Below are 21,345 nucleotides of genomic sequence, written 5' to 3'. Positions count from 1 at the left end.
GGTGAAGCCCGCCAGCGTGGCGGGCGTGCCCCGACCTGGCGTCCCAGAGCCATCTGCTGAGGAGCCGGTCCCGCCGCAGCTGCCCGCTCAGGGGGTGCCCCTCGCTGCGACGGCCGTTCCCCGGCAGGACCGCAGCGGCCAGGACGCGCTTGGCGATCGCGCCCCAGCGGCCGGTGTGGATCCGCTGGACGATCCCGACCCGCAAACCGCGGCCGACGCCGCGACCGTTGAGAACCTGCTGCGCTGCTGGGTACGGGAGAATGGCCTCATGCGGCCGGACGAGGACACTCTGCGCATTCCCCTCCCTGCCAGCGGAACCGTCCTCCTCGTCCCGGTGCGCTACTGGTCGCCCACCGGCTGGCACCGTTTCGGCCCGCCGCTGCTGGAGCACGGGCCCCATGACGCACCCGCTGTCGGAGCGGTCACCCTCGCGGCCCTGCTCACCCGCGAGGCGACGTACAGCGCGCGGCGGGACGACCCCGACGCGGACGCCACCGAACTCGTCGGCCGTGTCGCGGACTCCGTACGACGCACCGCCCACTTCCTCGCTCACCGCCGGGCCGCACCCGCCGATCCGGGCGCGAGCACCCCGTTTCTCAGCGCGGAACAGTCCCTCCTGTTCGGTCACCCCCTGCATCCCACACCCAAGAGCCGCGAGGGCCTCTCGGACACCGAATCCACCATCTGCTCACCGGAATCACGTGGTTCCTTCCCCCTTCACTGGATCGCGGTGGACCGGTCCGTTCTGGCCTGCGAGTCGGCCTGGACCGAGCGTGGCCGGACCGTACCCGCCGAGCGACTCGCCCTCTCCCTGGCGGGCAGCGGTCTCCAACTGCCCGCCGGAACCGTGCCCATGCCGCTCCATCCCTGGCAGGCGCGGGAGGTCCGGCACCGGCCGGACGCCGCCGCGCTCTTCGACGCCGGCCTGTTGCACGACCTCGGACCGGCGGGAGGGCACTGGCACCCCACATCCTCGGTCCGCACCGTCTACCGACCCGGCGCGCCCGCCATGCTGAAACTCTCCCTCGGCCTGCGGATCACCAACTCCCGTCGTGAGAACCTCCGTAAAGAACTCCGCCGCGGCGTCGAGGTGCACCGGCTGCTCCGCAGCGGACTGGCCGAGCAGTGGCGGGCGGCCTTCTCCGGATTCCCGGGCTTCGACATCGTCCGGGACCCGGCCTGGCTCGCCGTCGACGGCCCGGATGGCGACCCGCTGACCGGTCTTGACGTCGTCATCCGGCACAACCCGTTCGGGCCGGGTGACGACGCCGTCTGCGTCGCCGGACTCCTCGCGCTGCGCCCCTGGCCCGGACAGCCGGTGATGCGCTCCAGGCTCGCCCACCTCGTCGCCCGGCTCGCCGCCGGCACCGGCCGTTCTACGGCGGCGGTCGGCGCCGAGTGGTTCCTGCGCTATCTGCACACGGTCGTACGCCCCGTGCTCTGGCTGGACGGAGAGGCCGGCGTCGCGCTGGAGGCGCATCAGCAGAACACTCTGGTGCTGCTGGACCCCGACGGCTGGCCGATCGGCGGGCGCTACCGGGACAACCAGGGCTACTACTTCCGCGCGTCCCGGCACGCCGAACTGCAACGCCGGCTGCCCGGTATCGGTGGCCGCAGCGACACCTTCGTTCCCGATGAGGTCGTCGACGAGCGGTTCGCCTACTACCTCGGTGTCAACAACGTCCTCGGACTGATCGGCGCCTTCGGGGCCCAGCGACTCGCCGACGAGCGCGTCCTGCTGGCCGCGTTCCGCCGGTTTCTCGCCGACGCCGCGTCCGGCCCCGGCAGGACCCGCTCGCCTCTCCCCGCGCGGCTCCTGGAGACCCCCACCCTTCGTTGCAAGGCCAATCTGCTCACTCGGCTGCGCGGTCTGGACGAACTCGTGGGACCGGTGGACACCCAGTCCGTCTATGTGACCATCGCCAACCCCCTCGCCATGTCCGTCACCACCGCTGTCTCCCCCACGGCCTGATTCCGCGAACCCGGCGAACCCTGATGCCGCGACCCCGCGCTTCCGCGACCCCGCGATCACGCCCCTCACCCTCACGTCCCTGACGACGTGCCGAGACCCACGAGAGGAGAGCGTCGCCGTGCCGCACACCGACCCCACCCCGAGCTCCAGCACCGACGACACCATCGACATGCGGTTGCGCCAGGAAGAGGACACCGCACACCTCATCGACCTGGACTCCACCGGGCCGGAGGCCGACGACCGGCCGGATCTGCTCGACCACATCGCCGAATGGGGAGCCGTCAAGACCTCGGCGGGCGCCTTCCAGCTCGTCCCGGTCCGCATCGGACGCGATCTACGACTCATCGCGCGGTGGATGAACGACCCCTCCGTCGCCGCCTTCTGGGAACTCGACGGCCCTGACGAGACCACCGCGAGCCACCTCGGCGGCCAGCTCGACGGCGATGGCCGCAGCGTGCCCTGTCTGGGCGTCCTTGACGGTGTCCCGATGAGCTATTGGGAGGTGTACCGCGCCGATCTGGACCCGCTCGCGCGCCACTACCCGGCTCGGCCGCATGACACGGGTATCCACCTGCTCATCGGCCGGGTCAGCGATCGTGGCCGCGGTCTGGGGACGACCCTGCTCCGCGCGGCCGCCGATCTCGTGCTCGAGCACCGCCCGTCCTGTACCCGGGTCGTGGCCGAACCTGATCTTCGCAACACCCCCTCCGTCGCGGCCTTCCTCGGCGCCGGCTTCCGCTTCTCGGCGGAAGTCGAACTACCCGGCAAACGCGCCGCGCTGATGCTGCGCGACCGCGCCCTGCGACACGTGCTGTGACAGGCGTTGCCACAGGCGTTTTCACAGGTGTTGTGACACGTCTTGTGAAGCTCCGCGACCATCCGTGACCCCCCGAGTGATCCCGCCTCGATGCGAGGCTCTGCTGTTGATACACCGCCCGGCCGGTCCCGGTTCCCACCAAGTGCAGGTCTCCCGGGTTCCGCACCCGGCCGAAACCGTCCGTCACCGCCCCCACCGACAGGAGTGATGTCGGTGCCGCCCCGTAGGCTGGCAGCCCTATGACTGAATCGTCCTCGCCTCCACTCGCCGATCTGCTGCACGCCGCCGTCACCGCCGTCGGCGGCACCGAGCGCCCTGGTCAGACCGCCATGGCCCAAGCCGTGGCGGAGGCGATCGACGACGGCTCCCACCTGCTGGTTCAGGCCGGCACCGGCACCGGGAAGTCCCTCGGCTATCTGGTGCCCGCCCTCGCCCACGGTGAGCGTGTCGTCGTCGCCACGGCGACCCTCGCCCTGCAGCGGCAGCTGGTCGAGCGGGACCTGCCCCGCACCGTGGAGGCGCTGCATCCGCTGCTGCGCCGCCGCCCCGAGTTCGCCATGCTCAAGGGCCGCTCCAACTATCTGTGCCTGCACCGGCTCCACGAGGGCGTCCCGCAGGAGGACGCTGATGAGTCCGGTCTCTTCGACCCCTTCGAGGCCGCCGCACCCACCAGCAGGCTCGGCAAGGACCTGCTGCGGTTGCGCGACTGGTCGGACGAGACCGAGACCGGTGACCGGGACGATCTGACCCCCGGAGTCTCGGATCGTGCCTGGTCCCAGGTGTCGGTCACGTCCCGGGAGTGCCTCGGTGCGTCCAAATGCGCCTATGGAGCGGAGTGCTTCGCCGAGGCCGCCCGTGAGCGGGCCAAGCTCGCCGAGGTGGTCGTCACCAATCACGCGCTGCTCGCCATCGACGCCATCGAGGGCGCCCCGGTGCTGCCGAGCCACGAGGTGCTGATCGTCGACGAGGCCCATGAGCTGGTCTCCCGGGTCACCGGAGTCGCGAGCGGAGAGCTCACCCCCGGCCAGGTCAACCGCGCCGTGCGGCGAGCCGCCAAGCTGGTCAACGAGCAGGCGGCGGACGCCCTCCAGACCGCCTCGGAGGGTTTTGAGCGGCTGATGGAGCTCGCCCTGCCCGGCCGCCTCGAAAAGATCCCCGAGGACCTCGGGCATGTGCTGATGGCGTTGCGCGACGCGGCCCGCACCGTGATCTCGGCGCTCGGCGCCACACGGGACGCCTCGGTCAAGGACGAGGACGCGGTCCGCAAGCAGGCGCTGGGCTCCGTGGAGAACATCCACCAGGTGGCCGAGCGGATCGTGGAGGGATCCGAGTACGACGTCGTCTGGTACGAGCGGCACGACCGCTTTGGCGCCTCGCTGCGGGTCGCCCCGCTCTCCGTGTCCGGGCTGTTGCGCGAGAAGCTGTTCGAGGACCGGTCCGTCGTCCTCACCTCCGCCACGCTCAAGCTCGGCGGGGACTTCAACGGGGTGGCCGCCTCCCTCGGCCTCGCCCCCGAGAGCCCGCAGGACCCGGAGGGCGGCGAGGACGCCGCGCCGCGCTGGCAGGGCCTCGACGTCGGCTCGCCCTTCGACTACTCGAAGCAGGGGATCCTCTACGTCGCCAAGCATCTCGCCCAGCCCGGCCGCGACGGCAGCCGCGCCGACATGCTCGATGAGCTCGCCGAGCTGGTGGAGGCCGCCGGGGGCCGCACACTCGGGCTGTTCTCGTCGATGCGCGCCGCCCAGACGGCCGCGGAGGAGCTGCGCGGGCGTCTCGACATGCCGATCCTCCTCCAGGGTGAGGAGACGCTGGGCGAGCTGATCCGTGCCTTCGCCGCCGATGCCAGGACCTGCTTGTTCGGCACGCTGTCCCTTTGGCAGGGCGTCGATGTGCCGGGCCCCAGCTGTCAGCTGGTGGTCATGGACCGGGTGCCCTTCCCGCGTCCCGACGACCCTCTGATGAGCGCCCGCCAGAAGGCGGTGGAGGAGGCCGGCGGCAATGGCTTCATGGCCGTCGCCGCCACCCATGCCGCCCTGCTCATGGCCCAGGGAGCGGGCCGGCTGGTGCGGGCCTCGGGCGACCGGGGCATCGTCGCCGTCCTGGATCCGCGTGTCGAGCGGGCTCGGTACGGGTCGTTCCTCCGCAAGTCCATGCCGGACTTCTGGTACACGACCGACCGCAATCAGGTGCGCCGCTCGCTGGCCGCCATCGACGCGGCGGCCAAGGCCCAGGGGGCCTAGGCGCGCTCTCCGGAGGTGTTGGTGACGGGCGACGCGCTGTGCGGGGTGCTTGAACGTCAGGCCCCGTTTCCCGACTGGCTGACTGGTACCACTGCCACCGGGCCTTACACCGGAATCAGCGGCAGTACCTCAGCCAGTCGCGTCACTGTCCTCTCCGGACTGCCCACCCATGGACGGCCGGATACAGCAGGGCCCCGGAACCGGCGCAGTGGTCCCGGGGCCCGGTCGTGGGGCACGCTAGGGCGCACCTCGATCCGGCGCGCTCAGACGCGCCGCAGCACCGCGACCACCTTGCCCAGGATGGTGGCCTCGTCACCGGGGATCGGCTGGTAGGCGGCGTTGTGCGGGAGCAGCCATACGTGGCCGTCCTCGCGCTTGAAGCGCTTCACCGTGGCCTCACCGTCGAGCATGGCGGCGACGATGTCGCCGTTCTCGGCGACAGGCTGACGGCGCACCGTCACCCAGTCCCCGTCGCAGATGGCGGCTTCGATCATGGAGTCGCCGACCACCTTCAGCACGAAGAGCTCACCGTCGCCGACCAGCTGCCGGGGGAGCGGGAAGACATCTTCGACCGACTCCTCGGCGAGGATCGGGCCACCGGCCGCGATCCGGCCGACCAGCGGCACATAGGAGGCGGCGGGCTTGCCCGTAGTGTCCGCGGGCTGGGTGCTGGGCTGGTCGGAGCCGCGGACCTCGTAGGCCCGGGGCCGGTGGGGATCGCGCCGCAGAAAGCCCTTCCGCTCCAGCGCCATCAGCTGGTGGGCGACGGACGAGGTGCTGGAGAGGCCCACCGCCTGGCCGATCTCCCGCATCGACGGTGGGTAGCCGCGCCGCTGCACAGAGTCGCGAATGACCTCGATGACCCGCCGCTGCCGGTCGGTCAGCCCCGAGCTGTCCGCCCGGATTCCTGGAGGTCGCCCTGGTAGCGAGCGCGCGGGCTTCTGCCCCTCCGGGTTCGCGTGGTCGTTGTTCATCGGGTGGGTCTGGTTCATCGTGTGTGTCTGTTCGAGTCGGCTCTGGGAGCGCTCCTGGGCGGCAATGGTTGCGCTCTCTGCGGTGGTGGTCACGACGGCCCCTCTCGAGATGTTCTCCCTAGTTGGACAACGGTAGTTGCTTTCGAAAGGTTGCGCCAAACACACGTTCGAGTGAAATTTCGTAGATGAGCTGACGTGATCACAGGGTTGGGTGTATAGGCCGTTTGATCCGGTCGCTGTCCGGTGGCCCCAGTCTTGCATCCCGACCCCCGTGAATCCGGGACCGGCGGTGTTCGCGTAGTCTCGTGCCTGCTCCCGAGCCGTGACACGCCATCCGGATCGGTTGAGTGTCAGGCACCACATCTAGTGGTTTGATGGATGTAAGCCACCCACAGGTTGTGGTCCCTGGTGATTCGTCGCCAAGGTTTTCGCCTATGCTTGTGGCCACCTCGGCGGGCCCTGCGGCCCGGCGGGGGCTTATTCAGCCATGCGCCGTTTTTGAGGGTGAGGGAGGGTTCGGAGCCATGCACTGCCCCTTCTGCAGGCACCCCGACAGCCGTGTGGTCGACAGCCGCACCACGGATGACGGCTGCTCGATCCGCCGGCGCCGCCAGTGCCCCGACTGTTCGCGTCGCTTCACGACCGTGGAGACCGCGTCACTGATGGTGATCAAGCGCAGCGGGGTCACCGAGCCCTTCAGCCGCGACAAGGTCATCTCGGGGGTGCGCAAGGCGTGCCAGGGCCGTCCGGTCACCGAGGACGCCCTCGCCAAGCTCGGTCAGCAGGTGGAGGAGGCGGTCCGGGCCACCGGCAGTGCCGAGCTGTCCACCCATGACGTCGGGCTCGCCATACTCGGCCCGCTCCAGAAGCTCGACCTCGTCGCCTACCTCCGCTTCGCCTCCGTCTACCGCGCCTTCGACTCCCTCGAGGACTTCGAGGCGGCCGTCGCGGAGCTGCGTGACCAGCAACGGCCTCCCGCGCACGACCGCGGGTCCGGCGCCGAAGGGGCCGTGGAGGCCCCCGCGCCGGCCATCGCCGCCGACTGACCGGCGGCCCAGACACCTGCCCGGGGCGCTTGACGCTTCCGGGTGAAAGACAGACACCGTGCCTCGGGAAGAAGTGGGCACATCAGGGCGTTTTCGCCCGTACAGGGAGGCGGAATGACAGAGACGACGAGCGGCCCGGCACGAGGCTCCCGCTCCAAGGGAAGCAAGGCGAACAAGGGGCTGCGCATCGAGCGCATTCACACCACCCCCGGCGTGCATCCGTACGACGAGGTGGTCTGGGAGCGCCGTGACGTCGTCATGACCAACTGGCGCGACGGCTCGGTCAACTTCGAGCAGCGCGGCGTGGAGTTCCCCGACTTCTGGTCGGTGAACGCGGTCAACATCGTCACGAGCAAGTACTTCCGTGGCGCGGTCGGCTCCCCGGACCGGGAGGCGAGCCTCAAGCAGCTCATCGACCGTGTGGTGCGCACGTACCGCAAGGCCGGCGAGGACAACGGCTACTTCGCCTCGCCCGCGGACGCCGAAATCTTCGACCAGGAGCTCACCTACGCCCTGCTGCACCAGGTCTTCAGCTTCAACTCGCCTGTCTGGTTCAACGTCGGCACCAAGCAGCCGCAGCAGGTCAGCGCCTGCTTCATCCTCTCCGTGGACGACTCCATGGAGTCGATCCTGGACTGGTACAAGGAAGAGGGGATGATCTTCAAGGGCGGCTCCGGCGCCGGCCTGAACCTCTCCCGCATCCGCTCCTCCAAGGAGCTCCTCTCCTCGGGCGGCAACGCCTCCGGCCCCGTGTCCTTCATGCGCGGCGCCGATGCCTCCGCGGGAACGATCAAGTCCGGCGGCGCCACCCGCCGGGCCGCCAAGATGGTCGTGCTCGATGTCGACCACCCGGACATCGAGGCGTTCATCGAGACCAAGGTCAAGGAGGAGGAGAAGATCCGCGCCCTGCGCGACGCGGGCTTCGACATGGACCTGGGCGGCGACGACATCACGTCCGTCCAGTACCAGAACGCCAACAACTCCGTCCGGGTGAACGACGCGTTCATGAAGGCGGTGGAGTCCGGCTCGCAGTTCGGGCTGCGCAGCCGGATGACCGGTGAGTCCATCGAGGAGGTCGACGCAAAGGCGCTCTTCCGCAAGATGGCCGAGGCCGCCTGGGCCTGCGCCGACCCGGGCATCCAGTACGACGACACCATCAATCACTGGCACACCTCGCCGGAGACGGGCCGGATCACCGCCTCCAACCCGTGCAGCGAGTACATGCACCTGGACAACTCCTCGTGCAATCTCGCCTCGCTCAACCTGATGAAGTTCCTCCAGGACGACGAGGCGGGCAACCAGCGCTTCGACGCCGAGCGCTTCGCCAGGGTCGTCGAGCTGGTCATCACCGCGATGGACATCTCCATCTGCTTCGCGGACTTCCCGACCGAGAAGATCGGCGAGACCACCCGCGCCTTCCGCCAGCTGGGCATCGGCTACGCCAACCTGGGCGCCCTGCTGATGGCCACCGGTCACGCCTACGACAGCGACGGCGGCCGGGCCCTGGCCGGAGCGATCACCTCCCTGATGACCGGCACCTCCTACAAGCGCTCCGCGGAGCTCGCCGCCGTGGTCGGCCCGTATGAGGGCTACGCCCGTAACGCGGACGCCCACAAGCGCGTCATGAAGCAGCACTCGGACGCCAACGCCGCCGCCAAGCGCATGGACGATCTGGACACCCCGGTCTGGGCCGCGGCCACCGAGGCGTGGCAGGACGTGCTGCGCCTCGGCGAGAAGAGCGGTTTCCGCAACGCCCAGGCGTCGGTGCTCGCGCCGACCGGCACCATCGGCCTGATGATGGACTGCGACACCACGGGTGTCGAGCCGGACCTGGCCCTGGTCAAGTTCAAGAAGCTGGTCGGCGGCGGCTCCATGCAGATCGTGAACAACACGGTCCCCAAGGCGCTCAAGCGGCTCGGCTACCAGCAGGAGCAGGTCGAGGCGATCGTCGCCCACATCGCCGACCACGGCAATGTGATCGACGCGCCGGGGCTGAAGCCCGAGCACTACGAGGTCTTCGACTGCGCGATGGGTGAGCGTTCCATCTCGCCGATGGGCCATGTGCGGATGATGGCGGCCGCCCAGCCGTTCCTGTCCGGCGCGATCTCCAAGACGGTCAACATGCCGGAGTCGGCCACCGTCGAGGAGATCGAGGAGATCTACTTCGAGGGCTGGAAGCTCGGCCTCAAGGCGCTGGCGATCTACCGCGACAACTGCAAGGTGGGCCAGCCGCTCTCCGCCAAGAAGAAGGAGGAGAAGGAGCAGGCCGAGCCCGAGGTCGAGAAGGTCGTCGAGTACCGCCCGGTCCGCAAGCGCCTCCCCAAGGGCCGTCCCGGCATCACCACGTCCTTCACGGTGGGCGGCGCCGAGGGCTACATGACCGCCAACTCCTACCCGGACGACGGTCTCGGTGAGGTGTTCCTGAAGATGTCCAAGCAGGGCTCGACCCTGGCGGGCATGATGGACGCCTTCTCGATCGCCGTGTCGGTCGGTCTGCAGTACGGCGTGCCGCTGGAGACCTACGTCTCGAAGTTCACCAACATGCGCTTCGAGCCGGCCGGTATGACGGACGACCCGGATGTGCGGATGGCGCAGTCGATCGTCGACTACATCTTCCGCCGGCTGGCGCTGGACTTCCTGCCCTTCGAGACCCGCTCGGCGCTGGGCATCCACTCCGCCGAGGAGCGCCAGCGCCACCTGGAGACGGGGTCCTACGAGCCCGCCGAGGACGAGGTGGACGTCGAGGGCCTGGCCCAGTCGGCGCCGCGCCACGTGGACGCCCCGAAGAGCGACGTCTCCCAGCCGCGGACCGCGTCCGGGGCGCCGAGGGAGGCCCACAGCTCGACCGAACTGGTGGAGATCCAGCTGGGCTTGAACGCGGACGCGCCGCTCTGCTTCTCCTGCGGCACGAAGATGCGCCGTGCGGGCAGCTGCTACCTGTGCGAGGGCTGCGGTTCGACGAGCGGCTGCAGCTGATCGAGGGCCCTTACGGATGACATCCGAGGCGGGGCGCGGGTCTTCGGGCCCGCGCCCCGCCGCCGTCTCATGGCGTCGTACGGCGTGCGGCCGGGCGAGGGGAGCGGGGGCGGACCCTCCGGTATGTGATGGAGGACACCGAGCGGCCGTAGGATAGCGCGGTGCTGGTCAAGTGGATTCGCTGCACCGTGGTGGACCGCCCGGGTTTCGAGCGGGGGCAGCGGAAGTGGGCGGGGTTGCCCGGCGAACCGGGATTCCGGGGGCAGGGCGGTGGCTGGAGCCGGGGGCGTCCGAACGTGGCGCATGTCTTCGCGTTCTGGGAGAGCCGGGCGTTCTACGACTCCTTCATGGCGCGCTCGCACGACCGGCTGGCGGCCGCGCAGTCGGGCACCTACCGGGACATGCAGGTCCGGCTGTTCGAGCACCGTTTCGACGTGAAGGTCGGCTTCGAGCCGCGGTTCTCCGACGCGGACGTGGTGCGGGTCGCGCACTGCCGTGTGCGCCCCGACCGGGTCGATCACTTCACCCTGGTCCAGGAGAAGGTGTGGAACCCGGCGATGGCGGGGTCGCCCGGGATGCTGCGCGGGGTGTTCGGCGAGGCGCCGGGGAACGAGTTCCTGGTGCTGTCGATGTGGGACTCGGCGGCCGAGCACGGGAAGTACCGCGTGGAGCGGGTCGAGCGGCTCGGCCTGCGCGCGCAGACGGAAGCGGATGTGGCGGCGATCGCCGGGGATGTCGTACGGGTGGAGCCCGCCTGGACGGTGTGAACGCGGACCGGCCCGCTGTCCTTCGGCCGGCGGGAGGCTGATCGGCCCGGCAGGCAGGGCGGGCCGGATCAGCGGCGGGCGGGGAGGTACGCCCCGGCCCGTACCGCGACGGCGACGGCTGCCGCCGTCTGGTCGGCGAGTGGTACGTCGATGGGCTCACGGGTGACGAGGGCCCGGAAGAACAGGGGCGCGGACACGGCCCGTACGACCGCCCCGGCGTCGGTGCCGGGCGGGGCCTCATCGCGCTCGACCGCCCGCCGCACCACGGATTCACACCGGGCGAAGCGCTCGGTGTAGAAGGCGCGCAGCGCCTCGGCCGCGCGGTCGGACTGGAACGCGGCCGCGACGAAGGCGGTCGGCGCGGCGGCGGCCGACGCGCTGCCGAAGGTCTCGGTCACCTCGCGGGCGAGGGCGCGCAGATCGCCCTCCAGACTTCCGGTGTCGGGCGGCGTCCAGGTGTCCTCGCCCGCGAGGTCGAGGGCGTCCGCCACGAGCCCCTCGACGCTGCCCCAGCGCCGGTAGACGGTCGTCTTGTGCACGCCGGAGCGCTCGGCGACGTACTCGACGGTCAGACCGGGATAGCCGTGCTCGGCGAGGCCGGTGAGCACGGCGTCGCGCACCGCCAAGCGGGTGCGCGCGGTGCGCCCGCCGGGGCGGACGGTGCCCGGTGTGGGGTCGCCTTGTGCGGTCAACTGCAACTCCAGTTGTGTTAGGCGGTTTGTCGTGCCATGCTGAGGGTAATGCAACTGTAGTTGTATTTGGAGGCTGCGGTCCAGAGGGCCGCTTGTGCTCGCGTGCTGGGAGGTGCGCCCTTTGCCCACGCAGATCTCGCTCCGAGGCGTCACGCTGTCCCGAGGTGACCGGCTGCTGCTCGACGAGGTGTCCTTCGCGGTGCGGCCCGGCGAGCGGGTCGGCGTCGTGGGGGAGAACGGGGCCGGCAAATCCACCCTGCTGCGGCTGCTGGCCGGACGGGAGTCACCGGACGACGGCGCCGTGGTGACGGTGGCCGACGGCGGTATCGGGTACCTCGGCCAGACGCCCGAGCTGCCCCCGGACCACACCGTGCGCGACGCGGTGGACGCGGCCCTCGCCGAGGTGCGCGCCATGGAGCGCGGGCTGCGCGAGCTGGAGGCGGACCTCGGCGACGGTGCCCCCGACGCGCTCGCCGCATACGGGGATCTGCTCACCGCGTTCGAGGCCCGCGGCGGCTATGAGGCGGATGCCCGGGTGGAGAAGGCCCTGCACGGTCTGGGGCTGGGCGGTATCGGGCACGAGCGGCGGCTGGGCAGCCTGTCGGGCGGTGAACAGGCCCGGCTCGGACTGGCCTGCCTGATCGCCGCCGCCCCCGAGGTGATGCTGCTGGACGAGCCGACGAACCACCTCGACGGTGCGGCGCTCGGCTGGCTGGAGGAGGCGCTGCGGGGGCATCCGGGCACCGTCGTCGCGGTCTCCCACGACCGGCTCTTCCTGGAGCGCGTGGCGACCACGATCGTCGAGGTGGACGCCGGCCGTCGCGCCCTGGTGCGGTACGGAGGGGGGTACGGCGGTTTCGTCGCCGAGCAGGCCGGCGCGCGCCGCCGCTGGGAGCAGGCGTACCAGGAGTGGTGCGCGGAGACGGCCGCGCTGGCGGAGGCCGCCACGACCGTCGCCCGGCGGGTCGCCCCGGGCCGCGGCATGAAGGACGGCAACAAGATGGCCTACGACCGGGACAGGGGACGTGTGCAGTCCTCGGTCTCCAGCAGGGTGCGGAACGCCCAGGAGAGGCTGCGCAGGCTCCAGGAGGACCCGGTGCCGCGCCCACCGGAGCCGCTGCGATTCTCGGCCCGTCCCATGGCGGGCACGGCGGACGGTGTGCTCGTCGATCTCCATGATGTCCGCGTGGGGAAGCGGCTGGCGGTGGACCGGCTCACCGTGGCGGCCGGGGAGAGGCTGCTCGTCCACGGGGCCAATGGCGCGGGCAAATCCACCCTGCTGCGGGTCATGGCGGGGGTGGAGAGACCGGACGCGGGCCGGGTGGTCCGCCGGGGCGGGATCGGCTATCTCGCCCAGGAGATACCGGTCGCCCGACCGCGGGAGCGGCTGCTGTCGGCCTTCGGCCGCGGGCTGCCGGGCCCACCCGAGGAGCAGGCCGCCCTCCTGCTGTCGTACGGACTGTTCCGCCCGGATGATCTCCATGTTCCGGTGGGATCGCTCTCCGCGGGCCAGCGCCGGCGGCTGGCGCTCGCCCGGCTGCTGGCCCGCCCCGCCGATCTGCTGCTGCTCGACGAGCCGACCAACCATCTCGCCCTCGGCCTGGTGGAGCAGTTGGAAGAGGCGCTGGCCCAGTGGACCGGCGCGCTGGTGGTGGTCTCGCACGACCGGCTGCTGCGGAACCGCTTCACCGGCCGCCGGTGCGAGATCCGAGAGGGTCGGCCGATGACGGAGGAGGGGAGCGAGGCACTGGCCACACCCTCCATCTAGGGTGGCGGCATGGCACGACCCCGGCGCATCGTCCTCATACGGCACGGAGAATCGGAGGGGAATCTCGATGACTCGGTGTACGAAAGGGTGCCCGACCATGCTCTGCGGCTGACCGAGACCGGGCGACGGCAGGCGAAGGAGGCCGGTGAGCGGTTGCGCGCCACGTTCGGCGACGAGCGCGTATCGGTCTACGTATCGCCGTACCGGCGCACCCACCAGACCCTGAGGCTGCTCGATCTCGACCCCTCCCGCACCCGGGTCAGGGAGGAGCCGCGGCTGCGGGAGCAGGACTGGGGAAACTGGCAGGACCGCGAGGACGTGCGGAAGCAGAAGGCGTACCGGGATGCCTACGGACACTTCTTCTACCGCTTCGCGCAGGGTGAGTCGGGCGCCGATGTCTACGACCGGGTGGACGCCTTCCTGGAGAGCCTGTGGCGCAGCTTCCAGGACCCGGCACATCCGCCGAACGTCCTGCTGGTGACCCACGGGCTGACCATGCGGCTGTTCTGCATGCGGTGGCTGCACTGGACCGTCGCCGAATTCGAGTCGCTGTCGAACCCCGGCAACGGCGAGACGCGGTCCCTGCTGCTCGGCTCCGACGGGCGCTACCACCTGGACCGACCGTTCGAGCGCTGGTGCACCCCCGAGCCCTACGGCCTCACCGGTTAGAGTGCGCAGCGATGACCGCTGACCGATTCCACCGGGCCCTTCGGAGCCTGCGCGGGCTGGCCGTGGGCGACGCCCTCGGCTCCCAGTTCTTCGTCCCCGCCAACCATCCGTTCCTGAGGCGCCGCGAGCTGCCGCCCGCCCCCTGGCAGTGGACCGACGACACCGAGATGGCCTGTTCGATCCTGGCCGCACTGGTGGCCCACGGCCGGATCGACCAGGACCATCTCGCCCGCTCCTTCGCGGATCACCATGATTTCGACCGGGGCTACGGCCCCGCCGTGAACCGGATGCTCCGCCTGGTCAGGGAGGGCGGCGACTGGCGTGACCTGGCCGCCGGGCTGTTCCAGGGGCAGGGATCGTGGGGCAATGGCGCCGCGATGCGGATCGCCCCGCTGGGCGCCTGGTACGCGGGCGACGCGGAGCAGGCCACGCATCAGGCGGAGATCTCCGCCTACACCACCCACCAGCACCGTGAGGCGGTGGCGGGAGCGATGGCGGTGGCCGCGGCCGCGGCACTGGTGGCCGATCCGGCGGGCCACGGCGGTCCGGAGGAGCTGCTGAACCGGGTGGTCGAGCTGGTGCCGCGCAGCGCCGTGCAGGCGGGGCTGCGCCGCGCTCGGGACATGCTCGACTACGCGGACGCCGGCACCGTTGCCGCGGTGCTCGGCTGCGGCCGCCGCACCAGCGCCCATGACACCGTGCCGTTCGCCCTGTGGGCGGCAGCCCGCCACCTGGGATCCTTCGAGGAGACGTTCTGGCAGACGGCCTCGGCCGGCGGAGATGTGGACACCACCTGCGCCATCGCCGGGGGAGTGGTCGCGGCCGAGGCCGCCGGTGCGCCGCCCGCCCACTGGCAGGACCGCACCGAGGCGCTGCCGGAGTGGGTCCCGCTCTCGGCCGGCTGACTTCTCCCAGGGGTGTGATGTGGTGGGTTGCCGGGTTTGCCCCGTCGTCGAACCGGCCGTCCACCGCGTCGCGTTGAGGGAAGTGGCCACCGGATCCACCAGGCAGGGGTCCACCGGCGGTGGCCGGGGACCGCCGCGGCGGATCCGGGTACCGGACGCGGGTAAGAGCGGCGTAATGTTGTCCTCGCCATGGCTTATGAACCGCCCACCCACAGCGTCGAGCGCTCGCTCCGCGCCACGACAGGAGCCAAGATCGTCGTCGGTATCGACGAGGTCGGGCGCGGGGCATGGGCCGGTCCGGTGACGGTCTGCGCGGCGGTCACCGGTCTGCGTCGTCCGCCGACCGGGCTCACCGACTCCAAACTGCTGAGCCCCAAGAAGCGCACGGCCCTGGCCCGGGAGTTGGACTCGTGGGTCACCGCGCACGCCCTGGGCCACTCCTCGCCCGAGGAGATCGACGACCTGGGGATGACGGCCGCCCTCCGGCTCGCCGCCACGCGGGCGCTGGACGCGCTGCCGGTCCGGCCGGACGCGGTGATTCTGGACGGAAAGTACGACTACCTCGGCACTCCCTGGACGGTTCGTACGGTTATCAAGGGCGATCAGTCCTGTGTGTCCGTCGCCGCCGCCTCAGTGATTGCCAAGGTGCACCGGGATGCGATGATGGCCGAACTGGGAGCCGAGCACACGGACTTCCGCTTCGAGGACAACGCCGGATATCCGTCCCCCACGCACCGCGCCGCCCTGCGGGAACTGGGGCCCACGCCCCACCACCGGCTGTCCTGGGCCTATCTGGACGGGTTGCCGCGGTGGCGGCACCTGAAGCGGGTCCGCAGCACACCCGAACCGGTCGGGCTGGAGGACGAAGGCCAACTCGGCTTCGACTTCTGAGCAGACCAAGCGGTCCAAACCGCCACCCGCCGATGCGACTCGCACCGACGTTTGATAGACATCAGCCCATGCCTCTCATCCCCGAGGAGCCTCAGATTCACGAGAGTGTCCCGGGTCCCCGCGCGACACCGGCCGCAGGCCGCACCGCGCCGACCCCTCGTCCTGTCCCTGGTCCCGGCCCCCGGCCCGCACCGCGGCGGCCTGGCAGCCCCGGTCCCAACCGTGGCTCCGCCGGAACCTCGTCAGCTCAGTCGCAGCGCGCCACGAGCGATGCGACGAAGCCCTCGCCGACCGCCCCGGCGGCTCCGGCTGCCAAGACCACACCCGCCGCGAAGGCCGCTCCCCAGATCCAGCTGATCCCCGCCACGGTGGACGGCGCGCTGGACGCGGCGGACGAGGCGGTCGACCTGCTGCTGGATTCCGGCCGGGCACCCGGAGACATCCTGGTGCTGACCACCGGGGAGCAGCATCCGTGGGCGGCGCACGAGTTGTCCTTCGGTGAGGCGTCGTACTGGGCGCAGCACGACGCCGGAGACGACGTCTTCTACGCCACCGCGAGCGCCGGCCGTGTCAAGGGCCGCCCGGTCGTGGTCGTCGCCGTCAACGGTGGTGCGAATGACGCCGTGGCCCGCGCGCTGCCCGAGGCGATGGGCCGTGCCGGGGCGCTGCTGATCGTCTGCGGTGACCCGAAGCGCATCAACACCCTCATCGGGTCGGGCTCCTGACGCCGCACGGCCCCGAACGCCCGGTGTCCGGCAGCCTCTGTCCCTCGTGGCGGAGCTGTCCGGCGTCCGGACGGCCGGTGGTCGCGCGCGTCCGGCGACCGGTCAGACGGCGGCGGAGTGGCTCAGTGGGGCGTGCGGCCCGGGACGGGACGGCGGCATTGCCTCCGCCTCGCCGTCGCCCTTGACGGCCACGCCCAGCGCGGTGCGCAGCGATGCGGAGTGCGGTCGGCGGCCGCCCCGCCCCTCGCCGAGGACCCGCCATCCGTCGCGGGTCAGGGTGATGTACGCGCCGCAGCGCAGGCCGTGCAGCGTGCAGGCGTCACGCAGCCCCCACATCCAGGCCCCGTCCTCCTCCGTCCACCGGTTCTCGCCCTCCCGGCAGTAGAGCAGCACGGCGGTGCGGATCGGGGTGCGACGCCGCAGATCGTGCGGGATGACCCGGCGCAACTGGGCGAGCAGCGCGTTCCGGAAGTCCCAGCCGTCGGCGGCGGCGCCGCGGCGGACGAACGAGGCGCTCGCCGTGAGCCGTTCGTCGGGATCGAGGACGGCGACGACGGCGGTCGACGGCGTCGGCAGATGGCGGCTGTGCAGTCCGGTGACTACCTCGCGCGGACTGCGCAGCAGTGGGATCCCCGCTGCCGCCCACTCGGCGGGCTGAAGCGTCCGGCCGAGCCGGGAAGCGGGATCGGCGGACGGTGGCGGAGCGAAGCCGAAGGTCACGGTCCTCCCTTCGTCTGCGCCCACGGTCCGTGCGGAGGCCGGGTACGGGCGCGGGCCACGACACAGGGCCCCATCGGGACCACGGGCGGGCCGGGGGCGGGGAGCTGCTTTCAATTCTCGCGGTCGTGCCCGCATGCGGCAATGAGCAGTTGGCACCGCTGACCGTTTTGCCGGGGTGTGCGCTCTATATTCCCGGTCGGCTCGCGCCCCCGCGGCCCCGGCCGCCCCTACCCCTGCACGGCGAGGACCAGCGGAAACACTCCGGCTGCGCCGGCCCGGCGGAGCAACCGGGAGGCGACGGCCAAGGTCCAGCCGGTGTCCGCCATGTCGTCCACCAGCAGCACCGGTCCGCCCGCCTCGGCAAGGGCCGCCGCCAGCGACGGCGGCACGGTCAGCGCGCCGTGCAGCGCCCGCAGCCGCTGGGCGCTGTTGGTGCGCGGCACCCGGGTGTCGATCTCGCCGTCGTGGTACGCGACGCTGCCGAGCAGGGGCAACCGGCCGACGGTGGCGATCCGTTCGCCGAGGGTCCGGATCAACTGCGGGCGGGTGCGTGAGGCGACCGTGACCACACCCACCGGGCGGGCCGGGGCGTCCGGCGCGCCCGAGGCCCAGCCGCCGGGCCCCTTGGCCCAGTCGGCGAGCACCGTCACCACCGCACCGGCCACATCGTCGGGCACCGGCGCGTCCGGGGTCTGCGGGGCCAGCAGCGGCCTCAGCCGGTTTCCCCAGCCGATGTCGGAGAGACGGCCCAGGGCCCGGCCCGGGGCGGCCTGCTCATCGGCGGGAATGCGGCCCTTGAGGTCGACCCCCACCGCGGGCAGCCCGGTCGGCCACATACGGCGCGGCTCCACCTCGACACCGGGCCGCCCCAGCTCGCCGCGCGCCGCGTCCAGCGAGGCGGCGGACACCTCGGTGGTGAAGCGGGCCCCCGCGCAGTTGTCACAGCGGCCACAGGGTGCCGCCTTCTCGTCGTCCAGCTGCCGCCGCAGGAACTCCATCCGGCAGCCGGCCGTCGTGGCGTACTCCCGCATGGCCTGCTGCTCGGCCTCCCGCTGGCGCGCCACCCACGCGTACCGCTCCGCGTCGTACGCCCAGGGCTGACCGGTCGCGATCCAGCCGCCGCGCACGCGCCGCACCGCGCCGTCCACGTCGAGCACCTTGAGCATGATCTCCAGACGTGACCGCCGCAGCTCCACCTGGGGCTCGAGCGCGGGCAGGGACACCGGCCGGTCCGATGACGCCAGCACCTCGAGGGTGCGGCGCACCTGCTCCTCGGGCGGGAAGGCGAGCGAGGCGAAGTAACGCCAGATCGCCTCGTCCTCGCGGCCGGGCAGCAGCAGCACCTCGGCGTGCTCCACACCGCGCCCGGCACGCCCGACCTGCTGGTAGTAGGCGATGGGGGAGGACGGTGAACCGAGGTGCACCACGAAGCCGAGGTCCGGCTTGTCGAAACCCATGCCCAGGGCGGAGGTGGCGACCAGTGCCTTGACCCGATTGGCCAGCAGGTCCTCCTCGGCCTGCTGACGATCCGCGTTCTCCGTCTTGCCGGTGTAGGAGGCGACGGTATGGCCGCGCTGCCGCAGAAACGCGGTCAGCTCTTCGGCCGCGGCGACGGTGAGGGTGTAGATGATCCCGGAGCCCGGCAGCTCGTTCAGATGGTCGGCGAGCCAGGCGAGCCGATGGGCGGCGTCCGGCAGCGGCAGCACACCCAGCCGCAGGCTCTCCCGGTCCAGCGGCCCGCGCAGCACCAGCGCCCGCGCGGCCGCTTCGCCCGTGCCCAGCTGCTCGGCCACATCGGCCGTGACCCGTGCGTTCGCGGTCGCGGTCGTGGCGAGCACGGGGACGCCCTGGGGAAGATCGGCGAGCATGGTGCGCAGCCTGCGGTAGTCGGGCCGGAAGTCATGGCCCCAGTCGGAGATGCAGTGCGCCTCGTCGACGACCAGCAGACCGGTGGTGGCGGCGAGCTGTGGCAGCACCTGGTCGCGGAAGTCGGGGTTGTTGAGCCGCTCCGGGCTCACCAGCAGCACATCCACCTCGCCCGCGGCCACCTCGGCCTGGATGGTGTCCCACTCCTCGGTATTGGCCGAATTGATGGTGCGGGCGTGGATACCGGCGCGAGCGGCGGCTTCGACCTGGTTGCGCATCAGCGCGAGCAGCGGGGAGACGATCACGGTCGGGCCGCTGCCACGCTCGCGCAGCAGCGCGGTGGCGACGAAATACACCGCCGACTTGCCCCATCCGGTGCGCTGCACGACCAGCGCCCGGCGGCGCTCGGCGACCAGCGCCTCGATCGCCCGCCATTGATCCTCCCGGAGCCGGGCGGAGCCGGTGGTGTCCCCGACGAGGCGGGCCAGGACGTTGTCGGCCGAGGTGCGCAGATCTTCGTCGCTCATGCCCCCATGCAACCCGATCCTCCCGACATCGCGCCAACGACCCCGACAGCCTGTGGATAACGTTTTCCACAGGGGTGGCGGGGCCGACGAGGCTGAGGGACCGTCGGGTCATGACTCGACACAACGAAGCGGCCGGCCTGTCCGGCGCGGACCAGGTCACCCTCCGCAGCCCGGCCGAGCTCGCAGACGCCCTGCCCTATGTCCTGGGCTTCCAGCCGGACGACAGCATCGTGATGATCGCGCTGCACGGTCCCCGCGGCCGGTTCGGCGGCAGGCTGAGGCTTGGCATTCCCCGTATTCCCGAGGAGTGGCCCGAGGTCTGCGACCAGCTGGCCGAATGCCTGATCAGCGGCAGCGAGCGGCGTGGCGCGCGGCCGGACGGGCTCGTCCTGTTCCTGTGCCAGGAGCCCGCGGAGGGCGAGTCCGGTCGGGAGACGATGGAGCGGCTGCGGCCCCTCGCGCAGCGCCTGCGCACCGCGTGCGGCGGGCTGGAGGTGCCGGTGTTCGAGGCGCTGTGCATCTCCGACGGCCGGTTCTGGTCGTATGTCTGTCCCGACCGGCGCTGCTGCCCGCCGGAAGGCGTTCCGCTCGCCCTGCCCGGCACCTCGGTCATGGCCGCGGCGGCGACGTTCGCGGGGGTCCAGGTGCGTGGCTCGCTGCGCGAGATGGAAGCCAGGCTCGAGCCGCTCGGCGCACCCCGGGCCGATGGGCAGGAGCGGGCGCTGGACACGGCCGGAGCCGAGCTGGTGCCCAGGATTCTGGGCGGCGGCAGTGCGGCGGTGTGTGCCGAGACCCTCGGTCTGGTGGGCCGGATGCTGGAACGGTTCCGGGCCGCGCCGCCGGTCGCCGACGTCTGCGCGGCCGATCGCCACGACGACGGGCTGCTCGACGACCGGGAGGCCGCCGCGGTGATCATCGGGTTGCAGGACCGGCGGACGCGGGATCAGGCAGCCGAACGGATGGAGGAAGCGGACGCCGGCACGGCGCTGCGGTTGTGGCGTGCGCTGGCCCGTCGCTGCGTCGGTTCGTACGGGGAGCATGCGGCGGCACCGCTCACCCTGGCGGGCTGGGTCGCCTGGTCGGTGGGCGATGAGCTCATGGCACGGGTGGCGCTCGGCCGTGCCCTGCGGGTCGATCCCGACTATCTCTTCGCCAGGCTGCTCCACCAGGCGTGCAACGAGGGGGTCGCTCCGGAGGTGCTGCGTCGATGTCTGCGCCGGGAGGGCGCTGACCGCGCCGTGCACGCCGCGGTGCACGCGGAGCTGGAGCGGCGTGGCGACCTGGAGACCTCCGAGCCGGCGGAAACGGCCGGATCCCCGGTGGAAGCGGCCGGGGCGTCGGCGGAAACGGTCGCGATCCTCGAAGTGAGGGAAGCTGTCGCAACGGCCCGGCCGGCTGAATCCGCCGACCCCGTCGAGCCAGCAGAATCCGCCGAGTCCGACGCGTCCCCTGAGACAACCGGCACCGTCGAGGCAGCTGAGCACCCCGAGCCCTCCCCTCCCGCGGGAGGGGAAGAGCCGGTGGAGGGGGCAGACCGGGAGGAGCAGCGGGTGGGGCGAAGGTGGCCGAGCGGGGCGGCGGACCCGGGCGGCAAGGGCGGCCCTGCGGGAGCGGGCGCTCCGGGTGGCAGGCGCCGTCCGGAGGGGCGGCCGCGCACCCGTCGCCGGACCGGCGGCCGGGGGACGCGCAGCCGCCGCTGACCCTGACGGGTCGAGAGTCCACTGGGGAGGGTCCCCAGAAGCGCACGGCGGGCGAGCCGCTTGGTGGGTGGTCGGCGGGTGGTCGGTGGT

16 protein-coding genes are annotated in these 21,345 nt (G+C 71.6%); 12 read left to right on the top strand and 4 right to left on the bottom strand.

All coding sequences use genetic code 11. The annotated features are described in order from the left end of the window. The first annotated feature begins 1 nt into the window (after position 1). The 3 genes from AXW62_RS32860 (at position 2) to AXW62_RS32850 (ending at position 5,029) form a co-directional block, all read left to right on the top strand. Positions 2-1,972: an IucA/IucC family protein gene (locus tag AXW62_RS32860; RefSeq protein ID WP_370682952.1), complete on the top strand. Its 1,971-nt coding sequence runs from the start codon at positions 2-4 to the stop codon at positions 1,970-1,972. A gap of 118 nt (positions 1,973-2,090) precedes the next feature. Continuing rightward, entirely contained in the window at positions 2,091-2,789 is a 699-nt protein-coding gene (locus AXW62_RS32855; RefSeq protein ID WP_060947688.1) for a GNAT family N-acetyltransferase, read from the top strand. Positions 2,790-3,028: 239 nt separating this feature from the next. Continuing rightward, positions 3,029-5,029, top strand: coding sequence for an ATP-dependent DNA helicase (locus AXW62_RS32850; RefSeq protein ID WP_030842757.1), 2,001 nt, complete (start codon positions 3,029-3,031; stop codon positions 5,027-5,029). A 263-nt stretch (positions 5,030-5,292) separates the two neighbouring features. On the opposite strand, the gene lexA is transcribed toward AXW62_RS32850, so the two are convergent. Next, positions 5,293-6,096, bottom strand: coding sequence for a transcriptional repressor LexA (gene lexA, locus AXW62_RS32845; protein ID WP_030842754.1), 804 nt, complete (start codon positions 6,094-6,096; stop codon positions 5,293-5,295). Between the two features lie 431 nt (positions 6,097-6,527). On the opposite strand from lexA, the gene nrdR reads away from it, so the two are divergent. From nrdR to AXW62_RS32830, 3 genes are all read left to right on the top strand, one after another. Next, positions 6,528-7,049 (top strand): transcriptional regulator NrdR, encoded by a 522-nt coding sequence (nrdR, locus tag AXW62_RS32840; protein ID WP_060947687.1) that lies wholly within the window; start codon positions 6,528-6,530, stop codon positions 7,047-7,049. Between the two features lie 114 nt (positions 7,050-7,163). Continuing rightward, on the top strand, positions 7,164-10,025 hold the full coding sequence (locus AXW62_RS32835) for a vitamin B12-dependent ribonucleotide reductase (RefSeq protein ID WP_060947686.1): 2,862 nt from the start codon (positions 7,164-7,166) through the stop codon (positions 10,023-10,025). Between the two features lie 161 nt (positions 10,026-10,186). Then, positions 10,187-10,792 (top strand): YdbC family protein, encoded by a 606-nt coding sequence (locus AXW62_RS32830; RefSeq protein ID WP_030842743.1) that lies wholly within the window; start codon positions 10,187-10,189, stop codon positions 10,790-10,792. Between the two features lie 68 nt (positions 10,793-10,860). Here the strand turns inward: AXW62_RS32830 and AXW62_RS32825 are convergent, their stop codons facing one another. Further along, complete coding sequence (locus AXW62_RS32825; RefSeq protein WP_079115910.1) at positions 10,861-11,484, bottom strand: TetR/AcrR family transcriptional regulator; 624 nt, start codon at positions 11,482-11,484, stop codon at positions 10,861-10,863. 121 nt (positions 11,485-11,605) lie between these two features. Here AXW62_RS32825 and AXW62_RS32820 point away from each other — a divergent pair, with 121 nt between their 5' ends. The 5 genes from AXW62_RS32820 (at position 11,606) to AXW62_RS41795 (ending at position 16,442) form a co-directional block, all read left to right on the top strand. Next, the gene (locus AXW62_RS32820; RefSeq protein ID WP_060947684.1) at positions 11,606-13,252 is read left to right on the top strand and encodes an ABC-F family ATP-binding cassette domain-containing protein; all 1,647 of its coding nucleotides are present in this window, start codon (positions 11,606-11,608) and stop codon (positions 13,250-13,252) included. A gap of 9 nt (positions 13,253-13,261) precedes the next feature. Continuing rightward, positions 13,262-13,921: a histidine phosphatase family protein gene (locus AXW62_RS32815; RefSeq protein WP_030842733.1), complete on the top strand. Its 660-nt coding sequence runs from the start codon at positions 13,262-13,264 to the stop codon at positions 13,919-13,921. Positions 13,922-13,932: 11 nt separating this feature from the next. Continuing rightward, the gene (locus AXW62_RS32810; protein ID WP_060947683.1) at positions 13,933-14,826 is read left to right on the top strand and encodes an ADP-ribosylglycohydrolase family protein; all 894 of its coding nucleotides are present in this window, start codon (positions 13,933-13,935) and stop codon (positions 14,824-14,826) included. A gap of 189 nt (positions 14,827-15,015) precedes the next feature. Beyond that, positions 15,016-15,717, top strand: coding sequence for a ribonuclease HII (gene rnhB / locus AXW62_RS32805; protein WP_030842728.1), 702 nt, complete (start codon positions 15,016-15,018; stop codon positions 15,715-15,717). 68 nt (positions 15,718-15,785) lie between these two features. Continuing rightward, entirely contained in the window at positions 15,786-16,442 is a 657-nt protein-coding gene (locus AXW62_RS41795; protein WP_079115909.1) for a hypothetical protein, read from the top strand. Between the two features lie 102 nt (positions 16,443-16,544). On the opposite strand, the gene AXW62_RS32795 is transcribed toward AXW62_RS41795, so the two are convergent. Together AXW62_RS32795 and AXW62_RS32790 are read right to left on the bottom strand one after the other, a co-directional pair. Continuing rightward, complete coding sequence (locus tag AXW62_RS32795; protein ID WP_060947681.1) at positions 16,545-17,162, bottom strand: hypothetical protein; 618 nt, start codon at positions 17,160-17,162, stop codon at positions 16,545-16,547. A gap of 227 nt (positions 17,163-17,389) precedes the next feature. Next, positions 17,390-19,555 carry a RecQ family ATP-dependent DNA helicase gene (locus tag AXW62_RS32790; protein WP_060947680.1) on the bottom strand — a complete coding sequence of 722 codons (2,166 nt, stop codon included), beginning with the start codon at positions 19,553-19,555 and terminating at the stop codon, positions 17,390-17,392. Positions 19,556-19,665: 110 nt separating this feature from the next. Between AXW62_RS32790 and AXW62_RS32785 the strand changes: the two genes are divergently transcribed. Then, positions 19,666-21,255, top strand: a complete 1,590-nt coding sequence (locus AXW62_RS32785; protein ID WP_060947679.1) for a DUF4192 domain-containing protein — start codon at positions 19,666-19,668, stop codon at positions 21,253-21,255. Positions 21,256-21,345: the final 90 nt, after the last annotated feature.

The organism is Streptomyces hygroscopicus subsp. hygroscopicus, from assembly GCF_001553455.1.
GTDB lineage: Bacteria > Actinomycetota > Actinomycetes > Streptomycetales > Streptomycetaceae > Streptomyces > Streptomyces hygroscopicus.
This window is presented reverse-complemented; position numbering and strand designations above follow the sequence as displayed.